Origin of the sequence: Sulfurovum sp., assembly GCF_036568385.1 — a bacterium.
Taxonomy (GTDB): domain Bacteria; phylum Campylobacterota; class Campylobacteria; order Campylobacterales; family Sulfurovaceae; genus Sulfurovum.
In genome coordinates, this window is record NZ_DATCSP010000040.1 from 19,073 (window position 1) to 44,311 (window position 25,239).

A 25,239-nucleotide genomic window follows, 5' to 3' on the forward strand; every position below is an offset into this window, starting at 1 on the left:
AATATCTAAAAGATTTATAAACCCAAACCGTACCGATATCTCTAACCCTATTTGTGTTAAAATCTATCCAGTTAAAAAAGAGGGCGGGGCCAGTGGATAAAGTGACCGAAATACTTTCTCAGAAAAAGAAACTTTTAACAGAGGTTTATTTTGATCTGCAACTGCATTTTGAAGAAAAATACGGGAAAGATGCCCTGGTACTGATGGAGATCGGCACTTTTTTTGAGGTCTATGAGGTCAATAACGATGACCTGAAGGTCGGAAAGGCCAAAGAGATCGCAGAGCTGCTTAATATCCAGCTGACACGAAAAAGCAAAGCGGTGCTGGAGAACTCCCTCTCCAATCCGCTGCTGGCAGGGGTGCCCGCTGTCTCTCTGGACCGCTATCTCTCGCGTCTCATCGCTACCAAAAAGTATACCATCATCGTGGTCAAGCAAAAAGGCGAAATGCCGAACATCAAACGCTATGTGTCCAACATCATCTCTCCGGGTACCAATTTTGAATACCTCAGCGAGCCCAGCGAAAACAACATTGTCTCTTTGCTCATCGATGAGAATGCCGGGATCTTTTCTGTGGGATATGCTGCCATCGATGTCAGTACAGGGAAGACCATCTGTAACGAGATACACTCCACCCGGGATGACAAGACCTATGCCCTGGATGAAGCATTTAATCTTCTGCAGACCTATACGACCTCGGAGGTCATCATCACCCTGGAGAGCAAAGAGATCGATAAAGAGTGGATCGTGCACTATCTGGAGCTTGAATCCCTCCACTACTCGGTCAATACCAAACGCTTTAAAATTCAGTTTCAGAACGAGCTCTTTGCACGGGTCTTCAACATCAACTCTTTTCTCTCCAGTATTGAGTTCCTGGACCTTGAGCGGCATCCCTATACGACAGAGTCATTGGCCGTACTCATCGACTTTATCATCGAGCATGACGAGAGCATCATAGAGAAGATGAACAAGCCCCAGTTCCTGGGGAATAACCGCTATATGTATATCGGGAACAATGCGATGGAGCAGCTTTCGGTGATCTCCCGTGACCCTGCGGATATCACGCTGCTCGATCTCATAGACAAAACCTCTACCGCCTTCGGGAAGCGTCTGCTCAAAGAGAGACTGCTCAACCCTATCTGTGACAGGGAGCTGCTGGAACAGCGCTATAACCTGACAGAACGGCTGCTGCCAAGCATCAACCGCTTTGAGACACACCTGAAACAGATCTATGACCTTGAACGTATCACAAGGCGGATCAAACTGCGCAAACTCCACCCTGTAGAGCTCACCTATATCGCCATGTCTCTGGAAGCGATCCTCAAACTGCTTGAAGATGCCCAGAACAATGGTCTTGCAATGGATGACACTCTCTATACAGAGACGCAGGAGATGCTCAAAGTCCTGCAGGACACTTTTGAACTGGATGTCTGTGCAAGGTTTCGGATAGAACAGATCAATGACAACCTCTTCAAAGACGGTGTCTACCCGGCGATCGACACTATTGTCAGGCATCAGGAAAAAGAAGTCAATAAGATGGACCAGGTGGCCGACCATGTCGAGTCGCTCTTTGACCAGGACAAACTCTTCTCAGGCAGCGCCAAATATACCACGGTCAATTATCTGGAAAGCGAAGGGTATTTTCTCAATCTGACCAAAAACCGCTTTACCCTGATAGAGAAAGCGCTCAAAGACTCTTTTGTCACCATTGACAACCGGCATCACTTCTTTAAAGATTTTCATTACAAATATTTGAAAAATGCCGTCAAGGTGCAGGCCCCGCTCTTTGAGGAGATCACACGTAACTATGAAGCCTCCCAGGTAAAACTTGTATCACTGGTCAAACAGCGCTACATAGAGAGTCTCGATCTGCTTGAGAACAGATTCTCATTACTGCTTGACAAACTGATCGTCTTTATCGCGGACATCGATGTGGCGATCTCTAATGCCAAATGCAGCAAGACCATGAACCTTTCCCGCCCGATCATTGAAGAGGGGAACTTTTACGAAGCCATTGCACTCCGCCATCCTATCATCGAATCGAACGATGAAAGAGGTATCTATGTGCCTAATGATGTCTTTCTGGGAGAGAACAATGGTACTGCCCATAACCATATCACGCTCAATGCCAGTGACGGTGACGATGTCTTAGGCACACTGCTGTACGGCATCAACTCTTCAGGGAAATCCTCTTTGATGAAAAGTATCGGTCTCTCTGTGGTCCTTGCGCAAGCCGGATTCTTTGTGCCTGCCGTGGAACTTCGTTTTGGGCTGTATGACAAGCTCTTTACCCGTATCGTTTCACAGGACAACCTTTACAAAGGGCTGTCAACCTTCGCTGTAGAGATGATGGAGCTCAAGAACATCTTTAACCGTGCCGATGAACGCTCCCTGGTCCTGGGAGATGAGATCAGCCAGGGAACGGAGACAGAGTCTGCCCTTGCCATCGTCTCAAGCGCGATCCTAAAACTGATCTCACTCAGGTCCACCTTCATCTTTGCTACGCACCTGCACCAGCTGGGAAGCATTCCTCAGCTGCAGCACCTGAAACACCTCATCTTCCTGCATCTGGGGATCAAGTACGATGAGAGCAATGATACCCTGGTCTATAACCGTGTGCTGCAGCTGGGCATGGGAGACAGCCTCTACGGACTGGAGTTCGCCAAATCACTGCATATGGACAAGGAGTTCCTGCAAACCGCACAGACCATACGTGAAAACCTCAATAATGGCGGAAGTGACATTAAAAAACTGCGTAAGCAAAAGAACAGCAAATACCATAAGGACCTCTACCTCAGCAAGTGTGCCTTATGTGAAGAGAGCGTGGAAGATGTACACCACATCGCTGAGCAGAAACATGCCAATGCGGAGGGTCAGATAGACCATTTCCACAAAAACCACAAATACAACCTGATCCCTTTATGCAAAAAGCACCATCAACTGGTACATGAGGGGAAGATCAATATTTCCGGGTTCGTGATGACCAATGAGGGGTTAAAACTACATTATGAGATAAAGGATGAGACCCGGGCCAAAAGTGTGTAGCGCGGATAAGGGTTTGAAAGAGATTTCATGCCGTACCGCAGTACGGCATTCACATCTCTCTCAGAAGATAAAATGATGTTTATTTTTTAAGCGGGGTGACGTACATGTTGATGTAGCGTCCCTCTTGTGTAGGTTTACTCTCCAGATTTCCTATATCTTCAAGCATAGGCCATACACGGTTGAGTACATCCACTCCCCACTCAGGGTTTGCCATTTCACGACCTCGCAAGAAAACACGAAGCTTTACGTGCTTCCCTTTTTCCAGGAATTCTCTTGCATGCTTCACTTTATAGGCAATGTCATTGTCCGCGATCTTACAAGAAAATTTCACTTCTTTCACATCGATGATCTTTTGGTTCTTCTTGGCTTCTTTTTTCTTCTTTTCAAGTTCGTACTTGTATTTGCTGTAATCCATGATCTTGGCAACAGGAGGCTTTGCATCCGGAGACATAAGCACAAGGTCCAAGCCTTTCTCTTCTGCTATTTGCATCGCTTCATCCCTGGAAAGGATACCAAGCTGTTCGCCATCATCACCTAAGACTCTAAGCTCATTGATCCTGATAGCCTCATTCATGATTGTATCGTCAGCTTTTTTTCTGCCTTTGTTTCTATCGTGTTGTTTACTCAAATTTTACCTTCTTGAAGTTGTTGTGTTAATTTTACCATAAATTCATCTTGCGTAAGATTATACTGTTCTTTGGCTCTTCTGTCACGGATAGCGACCGTTTTGTTGGCCACTTCTTCATCTCCGATGATCACCACATACGGCACACGCTGCTTTTCTGCATTACGAACACGTTTGTTCAGAGAATCGTTCTTGTCATAGACTTCGGCATCCATACCCTCTTGAACCAGTCTTTTCTTAAGTGCATAGGCGTAATCTGCATGACTGTCAGCGATAGGAACAAATATGACCTGTACAGGGGCCAGGAAGAAAGGGAACTCCCCGGCATAATGCTCGGTAAGGATACCGATGAAACGTTCAAATGATCCCAGGATCGCTCTGTGAATCATCACCGGTCTCTTACGCGTATTGTCATCTGCGACATACTCGACCTCAAAACGTTCAGGAAGGTTAAAGTCCACCTGTATCGTTCCGCACTGCCATTTACGTCCGATGGCATCCGTGATCTTGATGTCTATCTTGGGGCCATAGAATGCACCCCCGCCCTCATCGATGGTAAACGGAAGGTTATTACCGTTCAGTGCATCTTTGAGCCCCTGTGTCGCCAATTCCCATACCGCATCGTCACCGATCGCTTTTTCCGGCTTGGTCGCGACCTCCATCGTATACTCAAAGCCAAACAGTTTCATCACCGAATCCACAAATTCTACTACGTCAAGCACTTCAGCGGCGATCTGATCTGCTTCACAGAAGATATGCGCATCATCCTGGGTGAATTCACGTACACGCAGAAGCCCGTGCAGTACGCCTGACTTTTCATGACGGTGCACCAGCCCATATTCATAATAGCGCAACGGCAGGTCACGATAACTTTTCGGTGTTTGTTTAAAGACCTGGATATGCCCTAAACAGTTCATAGGCTTGATACCATACTCTTGCTCATCGATCGTTGTAAGGTACATATTTTCACCATAGCAGGCATAGTGCCCGGAGGTTCTCCACATATCTGCCTTAAGGATCTCCGGTCCGCGTACCGGCTCATAGCCGCGTGTAAGGTGTGCTTTGTGCAGAATGCTCTCCAGCTTGTAACGAAGTTTTGCACCTTTTGGCATCCAGAACGGAAGCCCTGGGCCTGCCGCGTCATTGAACATAAAGAGTTCCATCTCGTGACCTATCTTTCTGTGGTCACGCTTCTTGGCCTCTTCGAGCATCGTCAAATGCGCCTTGAGCGCTTCTTTGTCTGCAAAAGCCACCCCGTAGATACGTGTCAGCATCTCGGCATTCTCGTCCCCGCCAAGGTAGGCACCGGCCACACGTGTCAGCTTGAAGTTATGCAGAAAACGTAGTGCGGGTACATGCGGTCCGCGGCACAGGTCTTCAAAGTCGCCCTGCTTGTAAATGGAGAGCGTGTCATCTTCGATACGGGACATGACCTTTTGCTTCAGATCATCGTCTGCAAACTTCTCCATCGCTTCCGCTTTGCTGATCTCGTACTTCTCGATCTTGTACTTTTGCTTGATGAGCTCTTTCATCTTCTTTTCGATGCTCTTAAGGTCATTTTCGCCGATCTGCTGATCGACCCTGAAGTCATAGTAGAACCCTTCGTCCACTACCGGCCCTACAAAGAACTGTGAATTAGGATAAAGCTCCGTAATGGCCTGTGCCATAAGGTGTGCCGTAGAATGGCGGATGATCTCCAATGCCGCCTCAGAGTTGTCATACTCAATAGGTGTCGCTGTACAGTTCTCCCCTGCACTCTGTGTATCTATAATGTTGCCCTGGTCATCTATGTACCCGATAAGATTTTCGCTCAAGTTAGCCCTTTATGTTGTCGCCGCTTACAATGCAGCGTTCAAAATGGGGCTATTATAGCTAAAAGTTAACTAAAAAAGAATTAATGGAATAAAGGGATGATATGGAAGTGAAGAATAATTAAAAATGGTGATCACGATTGGGCTCGAACCAACGACTTCTTCCATGTCAAGGAAGTACTCTACCAACTGAGTTACGCGATCTTATTTGAATACCGCTATAGGAGCTTTGCTCCTATAGCTTACGCTGACGCTAAGTCAACTTCAGCAGTTGGCTCATGCGACTGGTCGCTTTTAAATATTTTATAGGCTGAAAGTATAGCCAAGAGATACTTAAAAATGAGGTGCATTAGTCCTGACAGACCCAGGCACTCTCTGTACAGAGTCTGTCGAGGTATCCGCTCGCTTCGCTTTGACCGGCAACCAATGCTTTTTTAAAGTTCTCATATGCTTTCATTTTATTATGGATGATCCCCTCTCCCCATGCATAGAGGACCGCTGCATTGACCTGGGCAGAAGGACTACCCATGTTTGCTGCTTTTTCAAACAGTTCAAGTGCTTTTCCCTGGTCTTTTGCAACACCGCTGCCCTCCAGGTACAATGTAGCAAGATTGTTATAGGCCTGCATAATGCCGGCCTCTGCTGCTTTTTCATACCAGTACTTTGCTTTTTCATACCCGTGGTCCATACTTTCTCCCGAAGCATGATAGAGCAGTGCCAGATTGTACTGGGCCGGGCCGTTTCCCTGTTTGGCCGCTTTTTCATACCATTTCTGTGCTTTGGCCAGGTCTTTCTGTACCCCTTTGCCGTTCGCATAGATCAATCCCACATTGTACTGTGCTTTTGGATCGCCTTTTTTGGCCAGGGTATAAAAGGTATTGAGCGCTTTGATATAGCCGCCGTTGTTGTAGTCTTCCACTGCTTGGTTAAACTCATTGGCGAACAGGGTCACTGTGGCGATGATGAAAATACATAGGTGTTTCATGGTTCCCTCTTTCAACTGTTGTATCAATTATATCAATGTCTCTGCAATAAACGTCTTAGTGACCTTCCCGCCAAACCGGTAGACACCCTCTTCATAACTGACATACAGTTCCTCTCCGCTCGTCGGGAGTACCTTCATCTTGTCCGGAACCCTGCCTTCTTTGTGACAACGGATGAAACATGCCACCATACCTGTTCCGCATGCCAGGGTTTCATCTTCCACCCCACGCTCGTACGTACGGACATACAGGGTATCCTCTTTCACTGTACAAATGTCCACATTCGCATTATATTTATGACGTAAAACACGTGCCTCTTCGATGTTGAAATCCTCTATATCGTCTCTCAGCGCTATGAGATGGGGTACACCGGAATTGATCAGCCACCACTTTTCTCCATACTCCTCTATCTCCTCACTGATGATATCAGGCGGGACCATATCGCTCACGACGTAGACTCCGTTGATAGTGGCCCGTATGACCCCTGCACCGGTCAGGAACTCTGTTTTATTGTTTTTGGCGATTCCCTTTTCATGGGCAAAATGTGCGACGGCACGGCTTGCATTGCCGCACATATCCGCCACGCTGCCATCAGAATTATAAAACTCCCATTCAAAATCATATTCAGGGTGGGGGAGCACTACGACCAGTCCGTCTGCGCCTACACCGTTTTGTCTATGGCACAGTTTTTTTGCAAGTTCGGACCGGTCTGCCTTCTCCTGTGCTATCATCATGACAAAATCATTGCCGCTGGCTGAATATTTAGTTACTGTCATTCATTATCTCCTCTTTTACACGTTCACACTCTTTTTCTAATTGTGTAAGTGTACCACTATTATCTATAACATAGGTAGCGCGTTTACATTTTTCTTCTACAGGTATCTGGGTATCGATCCTTTGACGTGCTTCCGCTTCACTGTAGCCGTCACGCTGCATAAGACGTTCCAGCTGCTGTTCTTTCGTGGTATAAACGACCAAAGTTCTTTCTATGGGATAGCGTTCGTTCTCAAAGAAAAGAGGGATGTCGATAAAATAGGGTTTTCCTGATCGGTCCTGCGCTTCAGAGAGTCTTTCTATCTCCTTGTAAATAAGCGGATGTAGCAGCGCTTCAAGCTTTTCACGTTTGGTGTGGTCAGAGAAGACCATGGCCCCCAGCGCTTTTCTGTCCACTTTCCCCTCTTTCACCAATGCAGCACCGAACATCTCCGCAATAGCCTGGTGCTGTTCATCCAGTACCTTGTGGGCGATCTTGTCTGCATCTATGATATGAAATCCCATGGAGGCAAGACATGCCACCACGGAACTCTTTCCCGTAGCGATACTTCCCGTCAGTGCAATGGCATGCTTAAAGGCCATTACCATCTCTTGTAGGACTGAAGCTGCATACTGTCATAGCCGTAAATGTCATTTCTGAACTGCAATATCCCGTCATGATCTACATAGGCCGTCAGATAGACCGTATCTACGGGAACTTTGTTGATCAGTTGCAAGTACGCCTTTTTCTTTCCTTTGAGTATGTTCTGGGACTTCTCAAAATCTACATTCTCATTAAAGGTAGAAAATGTTTTCAAAAGTTCAATGGGCTGCTCCAAACGGATACACCCGTGGCTGAAAGCCCTCACATCCCGTTCAAAAAGGTTTTTGGTGGGTGTATCATGCATATAGACCGAAAACTGGTTGGGAAAAAGAAATTTCACTTTTCCCAGAGCATTATGGTACCCCGGCGTCTGTGCGAAACGGTACGGTACGGTTTTGCTGTAACGGTAACGCCCCCAGTTGACAGAGCCGCCGCTCACTTTTTGCGCATCTTTCCCCCAGCCTGTATAGATCTCTATTTTCTCTTTTGCCATGGCATTCGGATCTCTAAGAAGCTTTGGGATCATCTCGTTCTGAATAATGCTCTTGGGTACGTTCCAATGCGGATTCAGCACAATGGTACGTACGGTATTGGAGAAGACCGGTGTAGGGTTCTTTCTCGTTCCGGTGATCACTTTCATTTTCAGACGTAACGCCCTGTCTTCTTCAAAGAAAAGTGTGAAGGCGGGAATATTGATGATAATATGCCGTTTGCTCTGGTGTTCATAAAGCCATTTGATACGGTCCAGATTCAAACGTATCTGTGCGATACGTTCTTCTACAGGTACGTTCAGCGCAGCAAGGGTCTCCTTCCCAATGACACCGTCAGCACTCAGGCCATGGCGTTTTTGAAAATGGATAATGGCCTCTTTTAAACACTCCCCGTATCTGTCTTCCATGTCGCTGCTGCAAGCTCCATAGTCCCCGGTGATACGCAGTCTCTCCCGAAGCAGCGGTACTGCGGCATGCGAATCACCCGGATTCAGTGTCTTCTCGATCGATACCTGCGGCCAGCCGCCGTTCTTTTGAAGTTCCTGGTAAGCAATAAGCGCTTCTTGAAGTTCCTGGTAGTGATACTCTCTGGGCGCAGCCTGCTCAAATGCGTCAGAGAGACTGCCCTGAAGCGCGGCGGTCTCCAGAAGTGAGACAGGGCTGAACTTGGGCCTATGGGTCACCCATCCTCCGTAGATGCCTGAAGCTTTTAAATTATGGAGCCTGTCCTGGAATGCCCCCCAGTTAATGCTGCCATACAGGGTATACTCCGCATATCTTTTAAAGAGCAGGGAGATCTTAAACTCAAGACCCACTTTTTCTGCCAGCGTGCTATAGGCGCCATAGATCTCTGTGGCTGTACGCTGCAGCGCTACGGCATCCTGATAGAGTTTTGAGGTACGATCAAGGGTTTTATCTTCTTCTATCAGCCTGAAGAGTTCCTGGGTCAATGCAGAAGGGGCATCTTCATCTATCCATACGGGAACAAAGAAGAGCTGCCTATACAGTGTGTTCAGAAAACTCTGGGGGGGCTGTGTTTCCAGGGTATCCATCATTACAGTGGATACTACCTCATGGAACTGCACATCGTTATCTGCACCTGCACCCTGCGGGAATAGGAATGCGATCATAAGCCCGAGGCACAGGCATACATGTTTTACGCTATGTTTTATCCTTCTCATTGCTATCCATTTCATCATTTGGTTTATATACGAGTATATCAGAAAATTGTACCAAAATGATCTTATCCCTTCAAACGTTCGCCAAAAACGCCTCTCTGCGAACACCTGAACCTTTTGTAATGTTTTGACTCTGTCTTTCTCTCTTGCGCTTAGTTCTCTATCTGTCTGACCTCTATCTTCCCTGCTTCATCTGCCCGCAGGGCGATAAGCGTTGCGCCGACCTCTATCTCCATGGTCTGCTTGGCGATGGAACACCCTTTGACAAAAAGTGTTTCGCCGCGCATCACGCCAAACGAGGTCAGCCGCTCTTTGAGGGCTTTGTCCGCATGGACCTTGACGATCTCTGCCTTGTCCCCTTTATGCAATTCACTCAATACCATCATCAACCTCCTGTGATCATCAGCGTCACATGGTACGCTATAAAACTCAATATCCAAGCCGTCGCAGTGGTCATCAGGAATAGATAGACCAGGTATTTCCATCCTCCGGCCTCTTTGGCAAAGACCATGGAGGCCGCCAGACAAGGCAGATATACCATGACAAAGACCACAAACGCGATGGCCGCGGCAAACGGGATATTCGCCTTTATCTGTTTTATCAGTCCTTCATTCCCTTCATCCACTTCGTCTCCGAGTGCATAGAGCACCCCCAAAGTAGAAACCACTACCTCTTTTGCCGCCAGTCCCGATTCGAGGGCCACTGCCATTCTCCAGTCAAACCCGAGCGGTGCGAAGAAGGGTTCAGAAGCATGTCCTATCTTGCCCAGATAGCTCTCTTCAAGCAGCTGCGCAGAGAGCTCGTTCTGCAGTTGCGTTTTCTCCCTATCGCTTCCTGCCTGTGCTATCCTGGTCTCATACTGCGCTTCAAGTGTGCTGTTCTTGGGGTAGTTCCCTGCAAACCAGATGAGTATGGCTGCGGCCAGAATGAAGGTACCGGCTTTTTTCAGATAAGACTTCGCCTGGCCATACACGGTGTGCCAGATGAGCTTGAACGACGGCATACGATATTTTGGCATCTCCATTACAAAAGGTTCATCTTCGCCTTTAAAGACGAACATCTTCAGTACCTTTGCTGCGATCAGACCAAAAATGGCCCCTGATATATAGATGATGAACAGGATGTTCCCCGCCTGCTCCTCTGCAAAGAACGCCCCGGCGAACAGCACATAAATAGGCAGTCTTGCTCCACAGGACATAAACCCTATGATGAAAAGCGTGATCAGCCTGTCTTTTTCATTTTTGAGCGTCCGTGCTGCCATATAGGCGGGAACAGAACAGCCAAATCCTGTGACCAGGGGAATGAAACTTTTCCCGTGCAGACCGAACTTATGGAAAAACCCGTCCAGCAAAAAGGCCACTCGGCTCATATAGCCTGTGGTTTCCAGCAGAGCGATACCTATGAAGAGTATCAGGATATTGGGCAGGAACATGATCACCGCCCCTACACCCGCTATCATCCCGTCTGCAACCAGCGAACCGAGCTCACCTTCGCCCAGTACTGACTTGGCCTGGTCTCCAAGCCAGCCGAAGGCTGCATCGATATACTCCATGGGCACAGAACCCAGTTCAAACGTAAGCTGGAACAGCGCCCACATAAAGAACAGGAAAAGGGGTATGCCAAGGATCTTGTTGATCAGAAGGTTGTCTATCGTCTGGGTCAGGTTTTTCGCTTTCATCCCTGTCATAGACATCACTTCCATTTTTGCACCCTTTGCAAAGGCAAAATGCTCATCTGCAAAGATCTCATTGAGGTCTTTGGTGTTGTGATGCAGGTAGAGATGGTTCAGGCTTTCTCTGACGATAGGGAGCATCTCTATCCAGATAGGCTCATCGTGCATTAATTTGTACACATCTGCATTTTCCTGCAGCAGGCGTACCGCCAATTGCCGATAAGGGATCGTGCTTTGATAGTGCTTCTCCTTCAGGAAAGTAACGATCGTCTCTATCTCTTCCTCTATCGGGTCGCTGTAGATGACCTTTGCACCGGTCTCCTCCTGTTCATACACTTCGATGATGGCTCTTTTTAGTGCTTCTACCCCTGTTTTTTGTGCGGCCGAGGTTTTGATGCAGGGGACACCGAGGATGGCGGAAAGCTGTTTTTCGTCTATCTCTATGCCCTCCTTTCGCGCCTCATCATCCATATTGAGCGCTACGATCACTTTCTTGCCGGTTTCAAGGAGCTGTGTAGTGAAGAGGAGATTTCTCTGAAGGTTCGTAGAGTCCACGACATTGACGATGATATCGTATTCATCACTCTGCAAAAAGCTCTTCGTGACTTTCTCTTCTATCGTATATTCCGTCAGGGAGTAGGCTCCCGGAAGGTCAATGATATGTATCTCGTAGTCTTTGCATTTAACTTCATCACACAGCGTGAATTCTACTTCTGTTTTATCTACGGTCACACCTGAGAAGTTCCCTACTTTGAGCGTGGCATTGGATATCGCATTAATGAGTGAACTTTTACCTACGTTTGGCTGTCCCGCCAATGCAATGGTTATTTTTTCCACCTATTTTCCTTATGGAGTGTTATAACCTATATAAATGATAACTATTATCACTTATCTAAATTTTGATGCAGTATAGTCTACCTTCTCTTAAAAAAGAGTTAAATTGAGAGTAATTATCAATTTAACCGATCTGCTTCATTAGAATGACAAGCCTTTCAGCAGCTCGCCGGCCTTGTCGCCCAACACTTCATCGATCTTCTTCTGTACCTTATCATCTACTTTATCTTTAAGCAGGGAACCCGCATCGAGTGTGATCTTTGGGTCATTGACCGGCCCTTTGATCTTTCCTCTGACCGTATATTTTTCATACACGAACTTGAAATTGGCGGTATTGGTATCATTGGCTTTATTGAGCCTTCCTTCCGTGATGTCAATACTGCTTCGTGTGCCTATTGCATGCAGCGTGTAATCGGTAATATCTCCCTTGATATCTGCATGGAACTTCGTGGACGAGAAGATCACACGTGCCGGATCTTTTCCTATCGCCATGCTTATCATACTTGTCAGGTTGTTCGGTTTGATCTGGAAGGAAGCGATATCCAGGTCCACCACGCCGGATCTGCGTTTCAGGTTGTATGTTGCCTTCCCGGAAGCCGATCCCAAAAAGTTCTTCTTATATCCGAGTGTTCCCAGGATATTCTCCAAAGGTACACTGTTGATCGTACTGACAAAATCATCGCCCGTCAGGGTATAATCGATCTTGCCGCCCAAAGAGGTCGTACTCCCCGTTACCTTGACCATTGTGTCCTTAGAGAACTTCCCTTTTAAGAGAAGCGGTCCGTAGAGTGTCTGTCCTATCAGCGGCCGCACTTCTTTCAGGCTCGGGATATCGATGGTATAGTCACTTTTCAGGGTCTGGTTCTGCGCATCATAGACCATGTTCTCAAGCGTCATATCCCCCACGGAACTTTTCACCGTCGTATCGATAGTTCCTATACCCTTTTTGAATGTTCCGGCAGACGCTACCGTGGCAGTCATCGTGAATGCCTCGCCTGTCAACTTTTTCATCGCTTCGGGCTGCGTTACCAGTTTGCCGCTGGTAAGTGAGAAAGTGCCCTCTACCGGATCAAGGTTCGTAAAGTCTATGTCGCTGTCTATGGTTCCTTTGACATAGACGGGCAATCCCATCAAAGCCAGTACCTTCTCTACAGAAAGCGCTGAAATATCCACTTTCGCTGTTTCGCTGTCATAGTCGAACGCCACTTTTTTACCCAGTCCCTCGGTCACGCCGGAGATACTCAGCGTGTCTGTCATTTTCAGTGCGCCTTTGGCACTGACGGCTGTCGCTTTCGCACCTTTTGTCTTCGAGATCAATGCATTGATATCATGGATCAGGAGATCATACTCCGAGATCAGACTCTTTTGTTCCAGGTCATACGCGAACGAAGAGAGTGTCATATCGGTAAGGGTTGACGCTACCGCCACATCTCCCGTCAGCAGTGCATCGTCTATCTTCCCTTCGGATCCGAGGGTAAATGTATTCTCTTCAGGAATCTTATATCCGGCCATTTTTTCGACGGTTTCAGGATTCAGTACCCCTTTGTCAACCTGTAAAGTATAGGTCCCTCTCTTTTCTTCCAGGTCCTCCAGTACCAGGCTTCCGCTGAGCTCCCCTTTTGCATAGTCGGGTTGTTTGACCAGAGCAAGCAGTTTCTCCAGAGAGAGCTTCTGCAGAGTGAGCTTGGCTGTTTCGCCCAGCACAAAGTCGAGCGTTCCTCCCAGAGAGTGGCTCACTCCTGTCACCAGTGTGCTGTCCTCTTTTTTCTCTGCCTCTCCTTCTATTTTGAAAGGGCCTGCCAGCGTATTCTTTGTCAGGATGCGCAGATCCTTTACATCCAGACGGTACGCTGCCTTAGCTTCTTCGGAAGCCATATTCATGGACGCATCCGTGATATCTAATGCAAAAAGATTGCTTTGTACCTTACCCGTCAGTTGGACATTTTTGCCTTCAAGTGTGGCATCCACGGTTCCCTCTACATAACTTTTTTCAGGAAGGGAGTAGTGATAGCGTTCTTTTACCAGTGCACGGTTGAAGTCAGCCTTGTTCAGGACAATATGTCCATACCCGCTTGCTGCATCTTCCCCGATCTTAGGCATATTGATCTCTACGTCTATCCTGCCTTTTGCCAAAGCCGGTTGACCGAGGAGCTCCAAGACTTCTGCAAGCTGTGCACCTTTTATATTGGCGATGATCTTCTGTGCACTCTCGTCAATGAGATTGAAACGGTAGTCCACTGCTGCCCCGAGCGCCTTCCCCTGCCCCTCTACATAGATATCTTCAGAGACCCCTTGAAAGGTTCCCTGGATATCTGCATCGTTGAACCTGACCGTCTCATAGGCGAACCTGTCCGCTTTGATATGGTAGCTGCCTTCAAATGACCGCTTCCATAGATCATGCACGGTCTCTACATGCACAAAAGCCTGCGTGTTGATAACGATATCCAGACTTGAAGCCCCCGAATCAAGCTTGAAGGTACTGACCTCAACAGGCATGCCTATTTCCTCTTCCAGCTTCTGCTGGACATAGGGTTTGAGCATCTCATTTCCCGTTTGGGTGAAAGCAAAAAGCAAGATCCCGCCCACACTGAGCAACAAAAACAATACGATCGAAATTGATATGGTTAGTAATTTTTTCATGCCTTATTATACTAACAATAACCATAGAACTGCTAAAATACCTCATGCATTTTACATTTGGTTCACCCTATCTATTGGTTCTATTGTTGTTATTGCCCTGCTTTCTCTGGTGTAAACAGTACAGCAAACCCTACTATTTCCCAAAGTTGTCATGGGTAGCGAGGCAGAGCCCTCTTTTAAGCTGGGAACCGTGGCTGAAAATGTCACTCTTTGCGCTGATGGTCCTTGCCCTTGCCAAACCCTTTGTCTATGATGCGATCGCCGATCAGCACAAAAAAGGACGGGACCTCATCCTGGCCATTGACGCAAGCGGTTCCATGGCACAGAGCGGGTTTGATGCCAAAGACCGGCTCAGGACCAAATATGAAACCACCCTGGAACTCTCCAGGGACTTCATCGAAAAACGTTTTGATGACAATATGGGGATCGTCGTCTTCGGTACCTTCGCTTACACCGCCTCCCCGCTGACCTATGACCTGGAGTCACTCTCCTACCTGCTGGAGATGACCAATGTAGGGCTGGCCGGAGAGAGTACCGCTTTGGGTGATGCCGTCATGCAGTCCCTGCGTACGCTCTCTTACGGTCAGGCCCAGAACAAGGCCATCATCCTGCTCACCGACGGGTACCATAACGCAGGAAAATCTTCTCCGAAGGAAGCGGTGAAGAAAGCCAAGGAGGCAGGCATCAAGGTCTATACGATCGGTATAGGGAACAGGTCTGATTATGATGCCTCCCTGCTCGAGACCATTGCAAAAGAAAGCGGGGCCAAAAGTTACGCTGCCTCTTCGGCAAAGGCCCTCTCTGAGATCTATGAAGAGATACATGCGCTCGAACCCAGTGCCATAAGAAGTGAGAACTATCTCAACCAAAAACTGCTGATCCACTATCCTTTGGGGCTGGTACTGCTCTTGCTGCTGCTCTGGGTACTTATCACACTGAGGAGAGAACCATGACACTGCTTACCCCGGGTTTTTTATGGCTGCTGGTCCCTCTGCTCCTGCTGCTATGGAGCGGTGCACGCAAACCGGTCACCTCGGTACATCTCATCGTGCTGATGCTTATTGTCCTCGCACTGAGCCGCCCTGTACAGGAAGAAGCACTCCAGGAAGCCAGCATAGAAGCAAAAGATATCATCATTGCACTGGATGTCTCTTATTCTATGAAAGCATCGGACATAGCGCCTACCCGCTATGAATTTGCCAAAGAGACGATCACCGCTTTACTGCAGCAAAATCCCGGTGACAACATCATGCTGATAGCATTCACGACCAACCCTTTGCTGCTCTCTCCGCCTACCACAGACCATGCACTCATCCAAGTGGCGCTCCAAAGCCTCAATCCAGAGTTCATCATGACCAAAGGGACCTCACTGGAAAAACTGTTCAAAAAACTGGCTGCCATGAAAACAGGAAATAAAAACCTTATACTTATGACCGACGGAGGAGAAGAGGATTCCCTTGACAAGCTGTCAACCCTGGTACAAAATGCTGATATTTCGTTGACCATCCTGGCACTGGGGACCACACAGGGAACCACGATACAGAACAAAGACGGCAGCCTCCTCAAAGACCAGGAAGACAACCTTGTGATCTCTCGTGTCAATCCGATCTTATCATCGCTTGCCTCTTCTGTCTCAGGTACCTACATCACCCCTTCAACGACTGCCCAGGCTACAGCGGACAAACTGCATGATGCCCTGCAAAGGCATGAGGACCAGGCACAGAATGTGGAAAAACTGCAGCGTTATTACCAAGAGCTCTACCAGATACCTTTGAGCCTGGCACTTCTGCTTTTCTTCATGGTACATACACGCGCGGTCAAATACCTCTTGCCGCTTTTTGTCTTTTTCGGACTTCAGGCCGAAGCCTCTCTGCTTGACAGTTATCATTTGAACCGTGCCTACAAAAGCTATCAGAGTGCTGATCTGAACGAAACAAAAAGCCGGCTCAAGCAGATCAAAGTGCCCTCTCTGCAGAGCAGAATACTGCTGGCCAATACCTACTACAGACAACATGCCTTTAAAAAAGCCATACAGACCTATAAATCCATCCGTTCCACTTCGCCGCGTATCAAACAGCAGCTCTACTACAACATTGCCAATGCCTACGCCATGATGGAATCGTATGATAAAGCCAAAGTTTACTATACTAAGGCCTTACAATTGGGCGAAGATGCCGATGCCGAACACAACCTGTATCTGGTTGCGCTCCTAAGTGACAAAAAGAGTGCGGAACTGGGCATCGCCCATCCCAAGTCTCAGGACTCCTCTTCCTCCAAAAGCGAATCCCAGGAAGAACAGGAAGAAAAAGAGACACGTTCTGAAGATGAACCCAGTTCGGGAAGCGGCGGAGGCGGAGAGAGCCAGGCGGAAAAAGAGAAGGAAAAGAGCAAACTCCTGAGCGACGACAGCAAAGAAGAGCATCCGCTGGGATCAAAGGTCTATGAACTCATCAATGAAGGATACATACGTGAAAAACAACCTTGGTAACAGATCTATCAAGCTGTTCATTTTTTTTATGAGTCTGCTCACACTTCAGGCAGAGGATTTTACCTATGCCCTCCATGTGGACAAACAAACCCCTTATGTCAAAGAGCCTGTAGTCCTTACCCTTGATATCAACCAAACCAATCCTGAGGTGGTACTGCTCTTTAACTTTACGCTTGACAAGAGCGACGATTACACATTCCAGAGACTTGACATCAAAGAGAGTGACAGCTATCATGATCTCAAAATACGCTATGTCTACCTCATTTACCCGTTAAGACCGGGTGATATGAACCTTACCTTCGACCTTATCAAAAAGGTCACCAACGATGAGAGCGTCGCGTATAGTTTTTCCGGTGACAGGGACAATGTCAAGGAGTTGGCCACGGTTGACAGCGATATCATGCTGCCGCCTGTGCAGCTGGACGTAAAACCGCTGCCGCCGGGAACAACGCTTGTGGGTGACTTCAGCCTGACACACAGCATTAAAAAGCACCAGGCGAAAGCCTATGAACCCTTACCGCTGCAGGTGCAGATCAAAGGAGTGGGCTACCCGCCCCTGCTGGACTCGATCCTGCCTGATGAGGGGAACTTTACACGCTTTACAGAAAAGCCTGTCGTGGACTCCTTTGCGAGCACCAAAGGGACGCAAAGCACCGTCACGTATCCTATAGCCCTGTCGCACAGCAGAAGCTTTACCCTCTCCCCTATCCAGATCAAAGCGTTTGATCCGCAAACAGAAAAAAGCTATACCCTCAGCGTACCGGAACAGCATTTTGACGTTCAGGAAGTGGCAGTGGCGGATCTGGTTGACACGACAGACACCCCTGAGGTACTGAAAGAGGACTGGTCCTGGCTCGGCACACTCTTTGGATATATGGTGGTGTTTGCTTCCGGCTACCTTACAGCCCTCAGCTGGAAATGGAAAAAGAGACGCATCTCCAGAGCACGTCATCCCCTGGCAGACAAGATACAACACTGCAAAGATGAAAAAGCGTTACTCCAAGTGCTTATCGCTGCAGGCGATAGACGTTTTACGCCGATGATAGAGACATTGGAAGCTTCTTTGTATGGAGATGGTAAAATCAATTTAAACAAAGTCAAACAAGAGTTATTGGAGATGCTGATATGAATGATCTGAGAAATATAAGGAAAGAAGCACAACGATGAATGCACAGATAGACAAACTCAAAAAAGAACTGAACAAAGCGGTGATCGGACAGGAGGCCATGATAGAAGGGCTGCTGATAGGGCTCCTTTGTGATGGGCACATCCTGGTAGAAGGGGTCCCCGGACTGGCGAAAACCACCACCATCAATGCACTCTCCCATGCCCTGGGATTGGACTCCAAGCGTATACAGTTTACGCCTGACCTCCTGCCCTCCGATATCATCGGGGCACAGATCTATAATCCTGAAAACCACAGTTTCAGTATCAAAAAAGGGCCGCTTTTTACGCACCTTCTCCTGGCAGATGAGATCAACCGTGCCCCTGCAAAAGTACAGTCCGCCCTGCTTGAAGTGATGCAGGAGAGACAGGTCACCATCGCGGATGAGACCTTTAAACTGGAACGTCCTTTCCTGGTCATGGCAACACAGAACCCCATAGAACAGGAGGGGGTGTATGCCCTCCCGGAAGCCCAGCTGGACAGATTTATGATGAAGATCGTCGTAGCGCACAACAGTGAAGAGGAAGAACTGGAGATCATGCGAAAAGCCGCCAGCAAAAGTTTCGAGAAAGTAGAAGCGGTGCTTAGTGTTCAGGACCTCCAGGCACTGCAGGAGGAGATCACCAAAGTACATATGGACAAAGAGCTTGAACGCTACATCGTACAGATCATTTCCGCGACAAGGGAACCGGAGAGGTTCGGCCTGGAAGGCATCGCCGAGAACGTGATGTTCGGGGCAAGCCCCAGAGCTTCGATAGACCTCTACAAGGCCGCCAAAGCCAAAGCTTTTTTGCGGGGGAATGATTTTGTAAGTCCTGCCGATATAGGGTCTGTTGCGCATCATGTTCTCCGCCACCGCATCGTGCTCTCCTATGAGGCAAGAGCCAAAGGGATCGATGCCGATGAGATCATCACTGCGATCATTGAAGCGTTGCCTATACCCTGATGAATGCAGCCCAAAATGCCTACCAGTGGAAGGCGCTTCAACTCAAGGCGAGACATCAGGTGTACACCCTGCTCAGCGGCCATAATCTTTCCAAGCTCCACGGAGAGGGATATGACTTTTCCGAACTGAGAGAGTACCAGATCGGGGATGATATCAGAAAAATAAACTGGACCATCAGTGCCAAGCTCGGGAAACCCTACATCAAAGAGTTACATGCCAACCGTGAGCTCTCTGTGGTCGTAGCTGCCCTGATGGATGCCAGTCTCTATTTTGGGTCAGGCAATGCGAAACAGGTAAAACTGACGGAAGTTGCTACCGTTCTAGGCTATGCTGCCCAGCAGAACAGCGACCTTTTTACAGGCGTAAGCTATACACAACACCGTACCGATGCGACACCTCCTACCAAACAACTGTACCATATCGAGCAGTTCTCCAAAACCCTCTTTGAAGCCTCTCTGCTCAACACGGTCCTTGACCAAAATACAGCGATCCAGGACCTTTTCAAAAGAGTATACAAGCCTTCACTGATCTTTATCCTGGGGGATTTCCTCGAAGAGGTAGACCTGTCGCTGCTGGCACAAAAGCATGAGGTCATTGCCGTGATCATTAGGGACAGGGAGGAGGAGTCCCCTAGAAAGCTTGGGGAAGTAACGCTCTCATCTCCGCAGGAAAACAAAAAGATAGACACCTATTTTGGCCAGAGAAGCAGGGAAAAGTATCTTGCAAGGCTTCAAGCACATGACGAAGCACTGAGGGAACACTTCGCCCGTTATGATATCCGTTCTGTAAAGATCTTTACAGACGATGAGGTGGTAAGCAGGCTCACGAGACTGTTCATCTAGCCGAAGCACAGCGGCAGTCCTTAAGTCTCTGCATTACTGTAAAAGGTCTTTATAGCTTTTATTGGCATTGAACTTGAGCTTGTCCGCTATCACCATGATACGTTCATCCCCGGACCTGTAAGCTTTTTTCAAACGTTTCATCACTTTGGCCTGTTCTTTTTCTTTGGAGATCTTATGCCTTTTGAAAAACTTCTTGATACCGATCCACTGCTCTTTTTCTGTCTCACTGCTTCCCTCTTCGGAGAAGACTTCTATCACCTCTTCTGAAGTCTGAGGCTTCTTTTGCTCCAATTGATGGATATAGAGCGTACGCATCTCATGAAATGCCTCTTTGAGCAGGTCTATCTCTCCTTTCAGTGTTGCGGAGATCTGTTTGTTGGATTTTTTGAGATCTTTGACCGTACCCTTGAGCACAGTAATCGTCTCATCTTTCGCTTTGAGCAGGGCTTTGTAGTCTACCTCTTTGGCCTGCGGAACAGAAGCGGTTCTCTTTACCGAAGGTACTGTCTCGGATACTGTCTCGGTTTCTTTTTCGGAAGACACTGCTTCTTTTGTCACTGCTTTGTCAACCACTATGTAAAGCTTCCCCTCTACATTCTTCGCTGTCAAGATACCCCGTTTGATCTTCGCATAGACCGCTTGTCTGGAGATACCTATCTCTTGTGCATACTCAGCCGGCTTCATCAACTTTTCCATACTTGTCCCTATTTACGGTTTTGTAAATGATAGCATAAAATGGATGAAAGGTTTACAGAAGGGGTCTGCGGGGAGAGGAGAAAAAGGGAAGAAGGACTACTTTTGCGTGCCGTCAAGGACAGGCACAAAAAGACACTGTTCTATAGATTCAGAAGTGATGCGTCCCTTCTTCTTGTAGTACCGTGTGATAAGATGATAATTTTCGGCTATTTCGACAGGGGCCAGCAAGATACCCCCTTCCGCCAACTGCTCGAACAGTACTTCTGGTACCTCTTTCGCCGTAGCGGAGAAAAGAATACGCTCGAACGGTGCGTACTGTTTCCAGCCTCTTTGACCATCATCAAAACGTGTAATGATATTCTGCATCTCAAGTGCAGAAAAACGGCTTTTGGCCTCCTTCAGCAGTTCATCGATACGCTCTATGGTGAAGACACGGCGGCAGATCTTGCTGAGTATCGCTGCCTGGTAGCCGGAGCCGCACCCTATCTCCAATACAGAGTCTATGCCTTCGAGTTCCAAATGCTGTGTCATTTTCGCTACCGTAAGAGGAGAAGATATCCACTGGCTTGCTGCCAGAGGCAATGCGTCGAGCTGATAGGCAAGGTGCCTGAACTGTGCAGGTACAAAGACCTCTCTGTCAACCGCCAGAAATGCCTCTTTCACATGTGCTTCCAATGCAAAGTGTTTTTCTATGTCCTCTACCAGCTTCTGTCGCTGCATCGCTTTTATCATTGATGTAAATACCCTGTCCCAAATAATGCAGAGATTCTATCCAAAATCTAGTTAAAAAGGCTTTTTATTGTGTCCCATATGCCGGGCTCTTCGATACCTTTGTCTTTATTGTCCATCTTTTTGTACCGCTTGCATCCCACCTCGCTTCCGTGTTCACACGCTATTTGATAGTAGGTTTTTTCCAACGCTCTGTTTTTCTCTACACCAAATCCGCCTCTGTAGATGATCGCAACGTTGATGCAGGCATCTTTGCTTCCGAGTGCACAGGCCTTTTCATAATACTCTCTCGCCTTCACATCATCCTGTCTTGTCTCGTGCCCGTCTCTGTATATCGTGCCTACGCCTTCACAGGCATCCTTGATGCCTCTCTCACAGGAGGCTTCAAGATAAGGCTTTGCTGCACGATAGCTCTTGTTCTTGTAGTAATGATCCCCCAGTGCATCACACGCTTTCTTCTCGCCATACTTGCACGCTTTACGGAGATACTCCATCCCCAGATCTTTTTTCTCCTGGTCTTCTGCATTCTCACCGGTGGTCAATGCCAGTCCCGCTTCATAACAGCTTTGTATATCCCCTTTGTTACATGCCTCTATCTGCACATCGACCTCTGCTGCCTGCACACATATAGCCGCTATCACCCATAATACTACTGATCTCATTGCATATTCCCCTAGTTCATCACTATATAGCGACGCATTTTTTTAATCTCTCTGAAGTCCAACCTTCCCTCTATCGCTTCAAGCCTGTCGTTGGCCGTCACGTCACCTGCAGGCGATATGATAGCGGAGGAAGCCGCCATATCCTCATCGCTGCTGTTTGAAACGATGACATAGCACTGGTTCATCACTGCCAGTGCGCGGGAAAGTACCTCCAGATGCGTTTTTCGGGCTTTCCCCCACCTGGACGGTATCAAAACAACATCCGCACCCTCAACCTGCTTCCATAGGTCCTTAAAACGCAATTCAAAACAGACAAGCAGGGCATATTTCACGCCTTCTATCTCGAACAGCCGGATACGTTTCTTTTTCCCTGCAGTAAAATAAAGATCTTCATCCCCGAGGGTGAAGAGTTTGGTTTTGTTTTGTCTGTAGACCACCCTGTGCTTGTGTATCACAACTGCCTGGTTGACAAACCCATCGCCCTCTTCAAGGATGAGTGTCAACACGACGATCTGCTCGTTCACTTCTTTTTTGAGCGTCTTCAGCGCATTGGCCGAGAATTTTGCAGCCGTTGCCATATGTTCATAATCAAAAGAGGTCAAAAACACTTCAGGTATAACGATCAGCTCTTTTTCCTGATGTTCTCTAAGGTATTGAAGCAGTATCTCCAGATTTTCCTGATACCTTGGATGGGAAGGCAGCTGGAGTGCAACTGCCTGCAGTTGCTTAGGTATCGATAACATCATAAGACCTAAAAGTCATCCAGGTCCAAGCTTCCCTTGGAGTAGTTCGTCACATTCCCTTCAAAGAAGTTTGTCTTTTGGTCATTGAACTGCGAGAAGTTGTCTACCCACTTGATAGGATGCTCCACATTGTAAAGCTTCTCAAGCCCTACGGCATGCAGTCTCTTGTCTGCAAGATACTGGATATACTGCTCGATGATCTTATCTGTCAGCCCCAGTATCTGTCCCTGGGTAATGTACGCACCCCATTCAGACTCAAGCTTTACAGCGGATCTGAACATTTCATAGACATCTTCTATGAGCTCTTTGGTAAACAGTTCCGGCCGCTCTTTCTTCGTCGTATTGATCATGTTTTGGAAAAGAAGCAGGTGTGTCACTTCGTCTCTTTGTATAAAACGTATCATCTGTGCCGTTCCGAGCATTTTATCTGAACGTGCCAGTGTATAGAGGTAGGCAAAACCGCTGTAAAAGTAAATACCTTCAAGGATTTGATTGGCGAACATCGCTTTGACGATATTCGTATCGGTAGGATTATTTGAAAGTTCGTCATACACCTTGGCAATGGCATCATTTTTCGTCTTCAGCATCATATCCCGTCTCCAAAGCTGGTAGATCTCTTGAGAATTCGTCGAGATACTGTCTACCATCACCGCATAGCTCTGGGAGTGCAACGCTTCTTCAAAGGACTGTCTTACCAGTATCAGGTTCACCTCCGGTGAAGTAATGAACGGGTTCAGATTGTCAATGATGTTGTTGGTCTGAAGCGAGTCCATGAAAATAAGCTGGGCAAGCACTTTGTCATAGGCAGATTTCTCTGCATCTGTAAGATTCTTGTAATCATTGACATCCCGTGTCATGTCCACTTCTTTGGGGAACCATGTGTTGTTCAGCATCATCTCCCACAGGTTATAGGCCCATTGGTATTTGATATCATTGAGCTCAAATATCCCCGTGGGATCTCCCCCGAATATCTTTCGTTCGCTTGTTTTTTCCTTGGAGTCAGGGTTGTATATCTTTTTACGTTCCATCGTTATACCTTGATAAAATTTTCGTGATTTAAATGTAAAACATTATACTCACTATTGGCTGATTATTTAGATAGAGTGATCTTATCAAAAGTTGAGTATATCAAAGTAAAACCATGGGATCGCTTGGGCAAGTATGGTCTCAAATCTATCTTGGTATTGGTGCTACCTGATCCGTATGAAACAGGCAACTTTTCGGGAGGGATATATGTAAAAAAAGGGGGTTGCATCCCCAGCGGGAAACAGGGATGCTGTATAAATAAAAAGTTGCCTAGAAAGCCAGAAGGATCAAAAGGGGAAGGGATACATGCCTTCATGACTTTCATGCTGCCAGTATAGCCCCTTTGTGTGAAACAAGTGTGAATTCCCAGAGACATCATGGCAAAAATTACGTTTATCTCTTTGGATCCTATATGGCTATAGAATGCCCATAGATATTGTTGTTGCTCTTGCGATAACAAGACAAGGCTGCTGCATATATTGGGGTTCATTTCAAGGAGAGTATCCCGGCACAAAGGCCGGGATACTGAGTAAAAGTTATTTAGAAAACCACAGAGGCATAAAATGGGGAGGGAAAGAGGGAGCCTCCATGGGATTCATGTTTCTAGTATACTCTTGTAGTGTGTAGTGATCGTGCAGTCTATACAACACGCATAGGATGCCGGGTTATCGCATACTTTCCACACAGAACCCTGCGTCCAACCCGTTCCTAAGACTACAGGTAGGAACAACAGTAATCTATAATACTTTTTGCCTTTACCTGAAATTTACTCTTTGCAGGGACATTGAAAGACTCACCGCCATGGATGCGTACCCACTCTTCACTCCCGGGAAGCTTCACATCCAGCTCGCCTGACGTGATCTCCATTAGCTCAGCTTCCTCGGTACCGAACTCATACTCACCAGGCAGCATGAATCCTAATGTTTTTCTGCTTCCATCTGCAAAATGTACCGTCCTGCTTGTGACCGCACCATCAAAATAACTGTTACCTGCCCGATCCACATTTACATTTTCAAAATTTTTCATCAAATATCCTTTTTTTTTTAGATTATAACAAATCATGCTTCTTATTGCCTAATTTCAGGGTTCGAAAGAGGACAACTGGTCAAAAATAGTAATACAAAGACAGCCCTACACAAATGACTGATTAAGACTATAGTTTCATCGTCAAAACAGCCTCGAAAAATTGGCCAATATAAGCGCTTTTTTAATTTTTTTCATACCAAGGGTTAAATAAGGGTTTAAAATGGCTTATTTTGTCATTTAGGTAGGTTTATATGGATTTCAAGCCTTTTCTATACTTTTCA

21 protein-coding genes and 1 tRNA gene are annotated in these 25,239 nt (G+C 47.2%); 6 read left to right on the plus strand and 16 right to left on the minus strand.

All coding sequences use genetic code 11. The features are described from left to right. Positions 1–92 precede the first annotated feature (92 nt). Positions 93–3,044, plus strand: coding sequence for a MutS-related protein (locus VIM88_RS04535; RefSeq protein ID WP_331861694.1), 2,952 nt, complete (start codon positions 93–95; stop codon positions 3,042–3,044). A gap of 79 nt (positions 3,045–3,123) precedes the next feature. Here VIM88_RS04535 and infC read toward each other — a convergent pair whose 3' ends face one another. The 10 genes from infC to VIM88_RS04585 form a co-directional block, all read right to left on the minus strand. Beyond that, positions 3,124–3,618: a translation initiation factor IF-3 gene (infC, locus tag VIM88_RS04540; protein ID WP_414717474.1), complete on the minus strand. Its 495-nt coding sequence runs from the start codon at positions 3,616–3,618 to the stop codon at positions 3,124–3,126. 50 nt (positions 3,619–3,668) lie between these two features. Next, entirely contained in the window at positions 3,669–5,483 is a 1,815-nt protein-coding gene (thrS, locus tag VIM88_RS04545; protein WP_331861696.1) for a threonine--tRNA ligase, read from the minus strand. 125 nt (positions 5,484–5,608) lie between these two features. Beyond that, positions 5,609–5,684: transfer RNA gene (locus tag VIM88_RS04550), tRNA-Val, on the minus strand. A 145-nt stretch (positions 5,685–5,829) separates the two neighbouring features. Continuing rightward, positions 5,830–6,465, minus strand: coding sequence for a tetratricopeptide repeat protein (locus VIM88_RS04555; RefSeq protein ID WP_331861697.1), 636 nt, complete (start codon positions 6,463–6,465; stop codon positions 5,830–5,832). A gap of 27 nt (positions 6,466–6,492) precedes the next feature. Then, a complete protein-coding gene (gene dapF, locus VIM88_RS04560; protein ID WP_331861698.1) occupies positions 6,493–7,239 on the minus strand; it encodes a diaminopimelate epimerase in 747 nt (248 codons plus the stop codon). Further along, positions 7,226–7,819 carry a dephospho-CoA kinase gene (gene coaE, locus VIM88_RS04565; RefSeq protein WP_331861699.1) on the minus strand — a complete coding sequence of 198 codons (594 nt, stop codon included), beginning with the start codon at positions 7,817–7,819 and terminating at the stop codon, positions 7,226–7,228. The genes dapF and coaE overlap by 14 nt, the downstream gene beginning before the upstream one ends. Beyond that, positions 7,819–9,441, minus strand: coding sequence for a L,D-transpeptidase family protein (locus tag VIM88_RS04570; RefSeq protein ID WP_331861700.1), 1,623 nt, complete (start codon positions 9,439–9,441; stop codon positions 7,819–7,821). Before VIM88_RS04570 ends, coaE begins: the two co-directional genes overlap by 1 nt. 200 nt (positions 9,442–9,641) lie before the next feature. Further along, on the minus strand, positions 9,642–9,875 hold the full coding sequence (locus VIM88_RS04575; protein ID WP_331861701.1) for a FeoA family protein: 234 nt from the start codon (positions 9,873–9,875) through the stop codon (positions 9,642–9,644). After that, positions 9,875–11,998: a ferrous iron transport protein B gene (gene feoB, locus VIM88_RS04580; protein WP_331861702.1), complete on the minus strand. Its 2,124-nt coding sequence runs from the start codon at positions 11,996–11,998 to the stop codon at positions 9,875–9,877. Before feoB ends, VIM88_RS04575 begins: the two co-directional genes overlap by 1 nt. Before the next feature lie 138 nt (positions 11,999–12,136). Beyond that, on the minus strand, positions 12,137–14,635 hold the full coding sequence (locus VIM88_RS04585; protein WP_331861703.1) for a hypothetical protein: 2,499 nt from the start codon (positions 14,633–14,635) through the stop codon (positions 12,137–12,139). Positions 14,636–14,679: 44 nt separating this feature from the next. On the opposite strand from VIM88_RS04585, the gene VIM88_RS04590 reads away from it, so the two are divergent. The 5 genes from VIM88_RS04590 to VIM88_RS04610 are packed head-to-tail and all read left to right on the plus strand — an operon-like array spanning position 14,680 to position 20,076. Continuing rightward, entirely contained in the window at positions 14,680–15,588 is a 909-nt protein-coding gene (locus VIM88_RS04590) for a vWA domain-containing protein (protein WP_331861704.1), read from the plus strand. Next, positions 15,585–17,123: a VWA domain-containing protein gene (locus VIM88_RS04595; protein WP_331861705.1), complete on the plus strand. Its 1,539-nt coding sequence runs from the start codon at positions 15,585–15,587 to the stop codon at positions 17,121–17,123. Before VIM88_RS04590 ends, VIM88_RS04595 begins: the two co-directional genes overlap by 4 nt. After that, a complete protein-coding gene (locus tag VIM88_RS04600; RefSeq protein WP_331861706.1) occupies positions 17,104–18,252 on the plus strand; it encodes a hypothetical protein in 1,149 nt (382 codons plus the stop codon). Before VIM88_RS04595 ends, VIM88_RS04600 begins: the two co-directional genes overlap by 20 nt. Positions 18,253–18,286: 34 nt before the next feature. Beyond that, positions 18,287–19,234 (plus strand): MoxR family ATPase, encoded by a 948-nt coding sequence (locus VIM88_RS04605; protein ID WP_331861707.1) that lies wholly within the window; start codon positions 18,287–18,289, stop codon positions 19,232–19,234. Beyond that, positions 19,234–20,076 (plus strand): DUF58 domain-containing protein, encoded by an 843-nt coding sequence (locus tag VIM88_RS04610; protein WP_331861708.1) that lies wholly within the window; start codon positions 19,234–19,236, stop codon positions 20,074–20,076. Before VIM88_RS04605 ends, VIM88_RS04610 begins: the two co-directional genes overlap by 1 nt. A 33-nt stretch (positions 20,077–20,109) precedes the next feature. Here the strand turns inward: VIM88_RS04610 and VIM88_RS04615 are convergent, their stop codons facing one another. The 6 genes from VIM88_RS04615 to VIM88_RS04640 all read right to left on the minus strand — a co-directional run bounded on the left by VIM88_RS04615 (position 20,110) and on the right by VIM88_RS04640 (position 24,958). Continuing rightward, complete coding sequence (locus VIM88_RS04615) at positions 20,110–20,772, minus strand: DUF3972 domain-containing protein (RefSeq protein WP_331861709.1); 663 nt, start codon at positions 20,770–20,772, stop codon at positions 20,110–20,112. A gap of 96 nt (positions 20,773–20,868) precedes the next feature. Further along, positions 20,869–21,504: a protein-L-isoaspartate(D-aspartate) O-methyltransferase gene (locus tag VIM88_RS04620; protein WP_331861710.1), complete on the minus strand. Its 636-nt coding sequence runs from the start codon at positions 21,502–21,504 to the stop codon at positions 20,869–20,871. A gap of 47 nt (positions 21,505–21,551) precedes the next feature. After that, positions 21,552–22,163 carry a tetratricopeptide repeat protein gene (locus VIM88_RS04625; RefSeq protein ID WP_331861711.1) on the minus strand — a complete coding sequence of 204 codons (612 nt, stop codon included), beginning with the start codon at positions 22,161–22,163 and terminating at the stop codon, positions 21,552–21,554. A gap of 11 nt (positions 22,164–22,174) precedes the next feature. Then, a complete protein-coding gene (locus tag VIM88_RS04630; protein ID WP_331861712.1) occupies positions 22,175–22,906 on the minus strand; it encodes a carbon-nitrogen hydrolase family protein in 732 nt (243 codons plus the stop codon). Positions 22,907–22,914: 8 nt separating this feature from the next. Continuing rightward, positions 22,915–23,934, minus strand: coding sequence for a ribonucleotide-diphosphate reductase subunit beta (locus VIM88_RS04635; RefSeq protein ID WP_331861713.1), 1,020 nt, complete (start codon positions 23,932–23,934; stop codon positions 22,915–22,917). Positions 23,935–24,646: 712 nt separating this feature from the next. Further along, on the minus strand, positions 24,647–24,958 hold the full coding sequence (locus VIM88_RS04640; RefSeq protein WP_331861714.1) for a pyrimidine/purine nucleoside phosphorylase: 312 nt from the start codon (positions 24,956–24,958) through the stop codon (positions 24,647–24,649). Positions 24,959–25,239: the final 281 nt, after the last annotated feature.

Coding starts and splice junctions, on each gene's coding strand:
- VIM88_RS04570 (WP_331861700.1), bottom strand. CDS start 9,441: ATGATCGCATTCCTATTCCCGCAGGGTGCAGGTGCAGATAACGATGTG.
- VIM88_RS04590 (WP_331861704.1), top strand. CDS start 14,680: ATGCATTTTACATTTGGTTCACCCTATCTATTGGTTCTATTGTTGTTA.
- VIM88_RS04610 (WP_331861708.1), top strand. CDS start 19,234: ATGAATGCAGCCCAAAATGCCTACCAGTGGAAGGCGCTTCAACTCAAG.
- VIM88_RS04635 (WP_331861713.1), bottom strand. CDS start 23,934: ATGGAACGTAAAAAGATATACAACCCTGACTCCAAGGAAAAAACAAGC.
- VIM88_RS04640 (WP_331861714.1), bottom strand. CDS start 24,958: ATGAAAAATTTTGAAAATGTAAATGTGGATCGGGCAGGTAACAGTTAT.
- VIM88_RS04620 (WP_331861710.1), bottom strand. CDS start 21,504: ATGATAAAAGCGATGCAGCGACAGAAGCTGGTAGAGGACATAGAAAAA.
- VIM88_RS04585 (WP_331861703.1), bottom strand. CDS start 14,635: ATGAAAAAATTACTAACCATATCAATTTCGATCGTATTGTTTTTGTTG.
- dapF (WP_331861698.1), bottom strand. CDS start 7,239: ATGACAGTAACTAAATATTCAGCCAGCGGCAATGATTTTGTCATGATG.
- VIM88_RS04630 (WP_331861712.1), bottom strand. CDS start 22,906: ATGTTATCGATACCTAAGCAACTGCAGGCAGTTGCACTCCAGCTGCCT.
- coaE (WP_331861699.1), bottom strand. CDS start 7,819: ATGGCCTTTAAGCATGCCATTGCACTGACGGGAAGTATCGCTACGGGA.
- VIM88_RS04615 (WP_331861709.1), bottom strand. CDS start 20,772: ATGGAAAAGTTGATGAAGCCGGCTGAGTATGCACAAGAGATAGGTATC.
- infC (WP_414717474.1), bottom strand. CDS start 3,618: ATGAATGAGGCTATCAGGATCAATGAGCTTAGAGTCTTAGGTGATGAT.
- VIM88_RS04625 (WP_331861711.1), bottom strand. CDS start 22,163: ATGAGATCAGTAGTATTATGGGTGATAGCGGCTATATGTGTGCAGGCA.
- VIM88_RS04595 (WP_331861705.1), top strand. CDS start 15,585: ATGACACTGCTTACCCCGGGTTTTTTATGGCTGCTGGTCCCTCTGCTC.
- VIM88_RS04575 (WP_331861701.1), bottom strand. CDS start 9,875: ATGATGGTATTGAGTGAATTGCATAAAGGGGACAAGGCAGAGATCGTC.
- VIM88_RS04555 (WP_331861697.1), bottom strand. CDS start 6,465: ATGAAACACCTATGTATTTTCATCATCGCCACAGTGACCCTGTTCGCC.
- VIM88_RS04605 (WP_331861707.1), top strand. CDS start 18,287: ATGAATGCACAGATAGACAAACTCAAAAAAGAACTGAACAAAGCGGTG.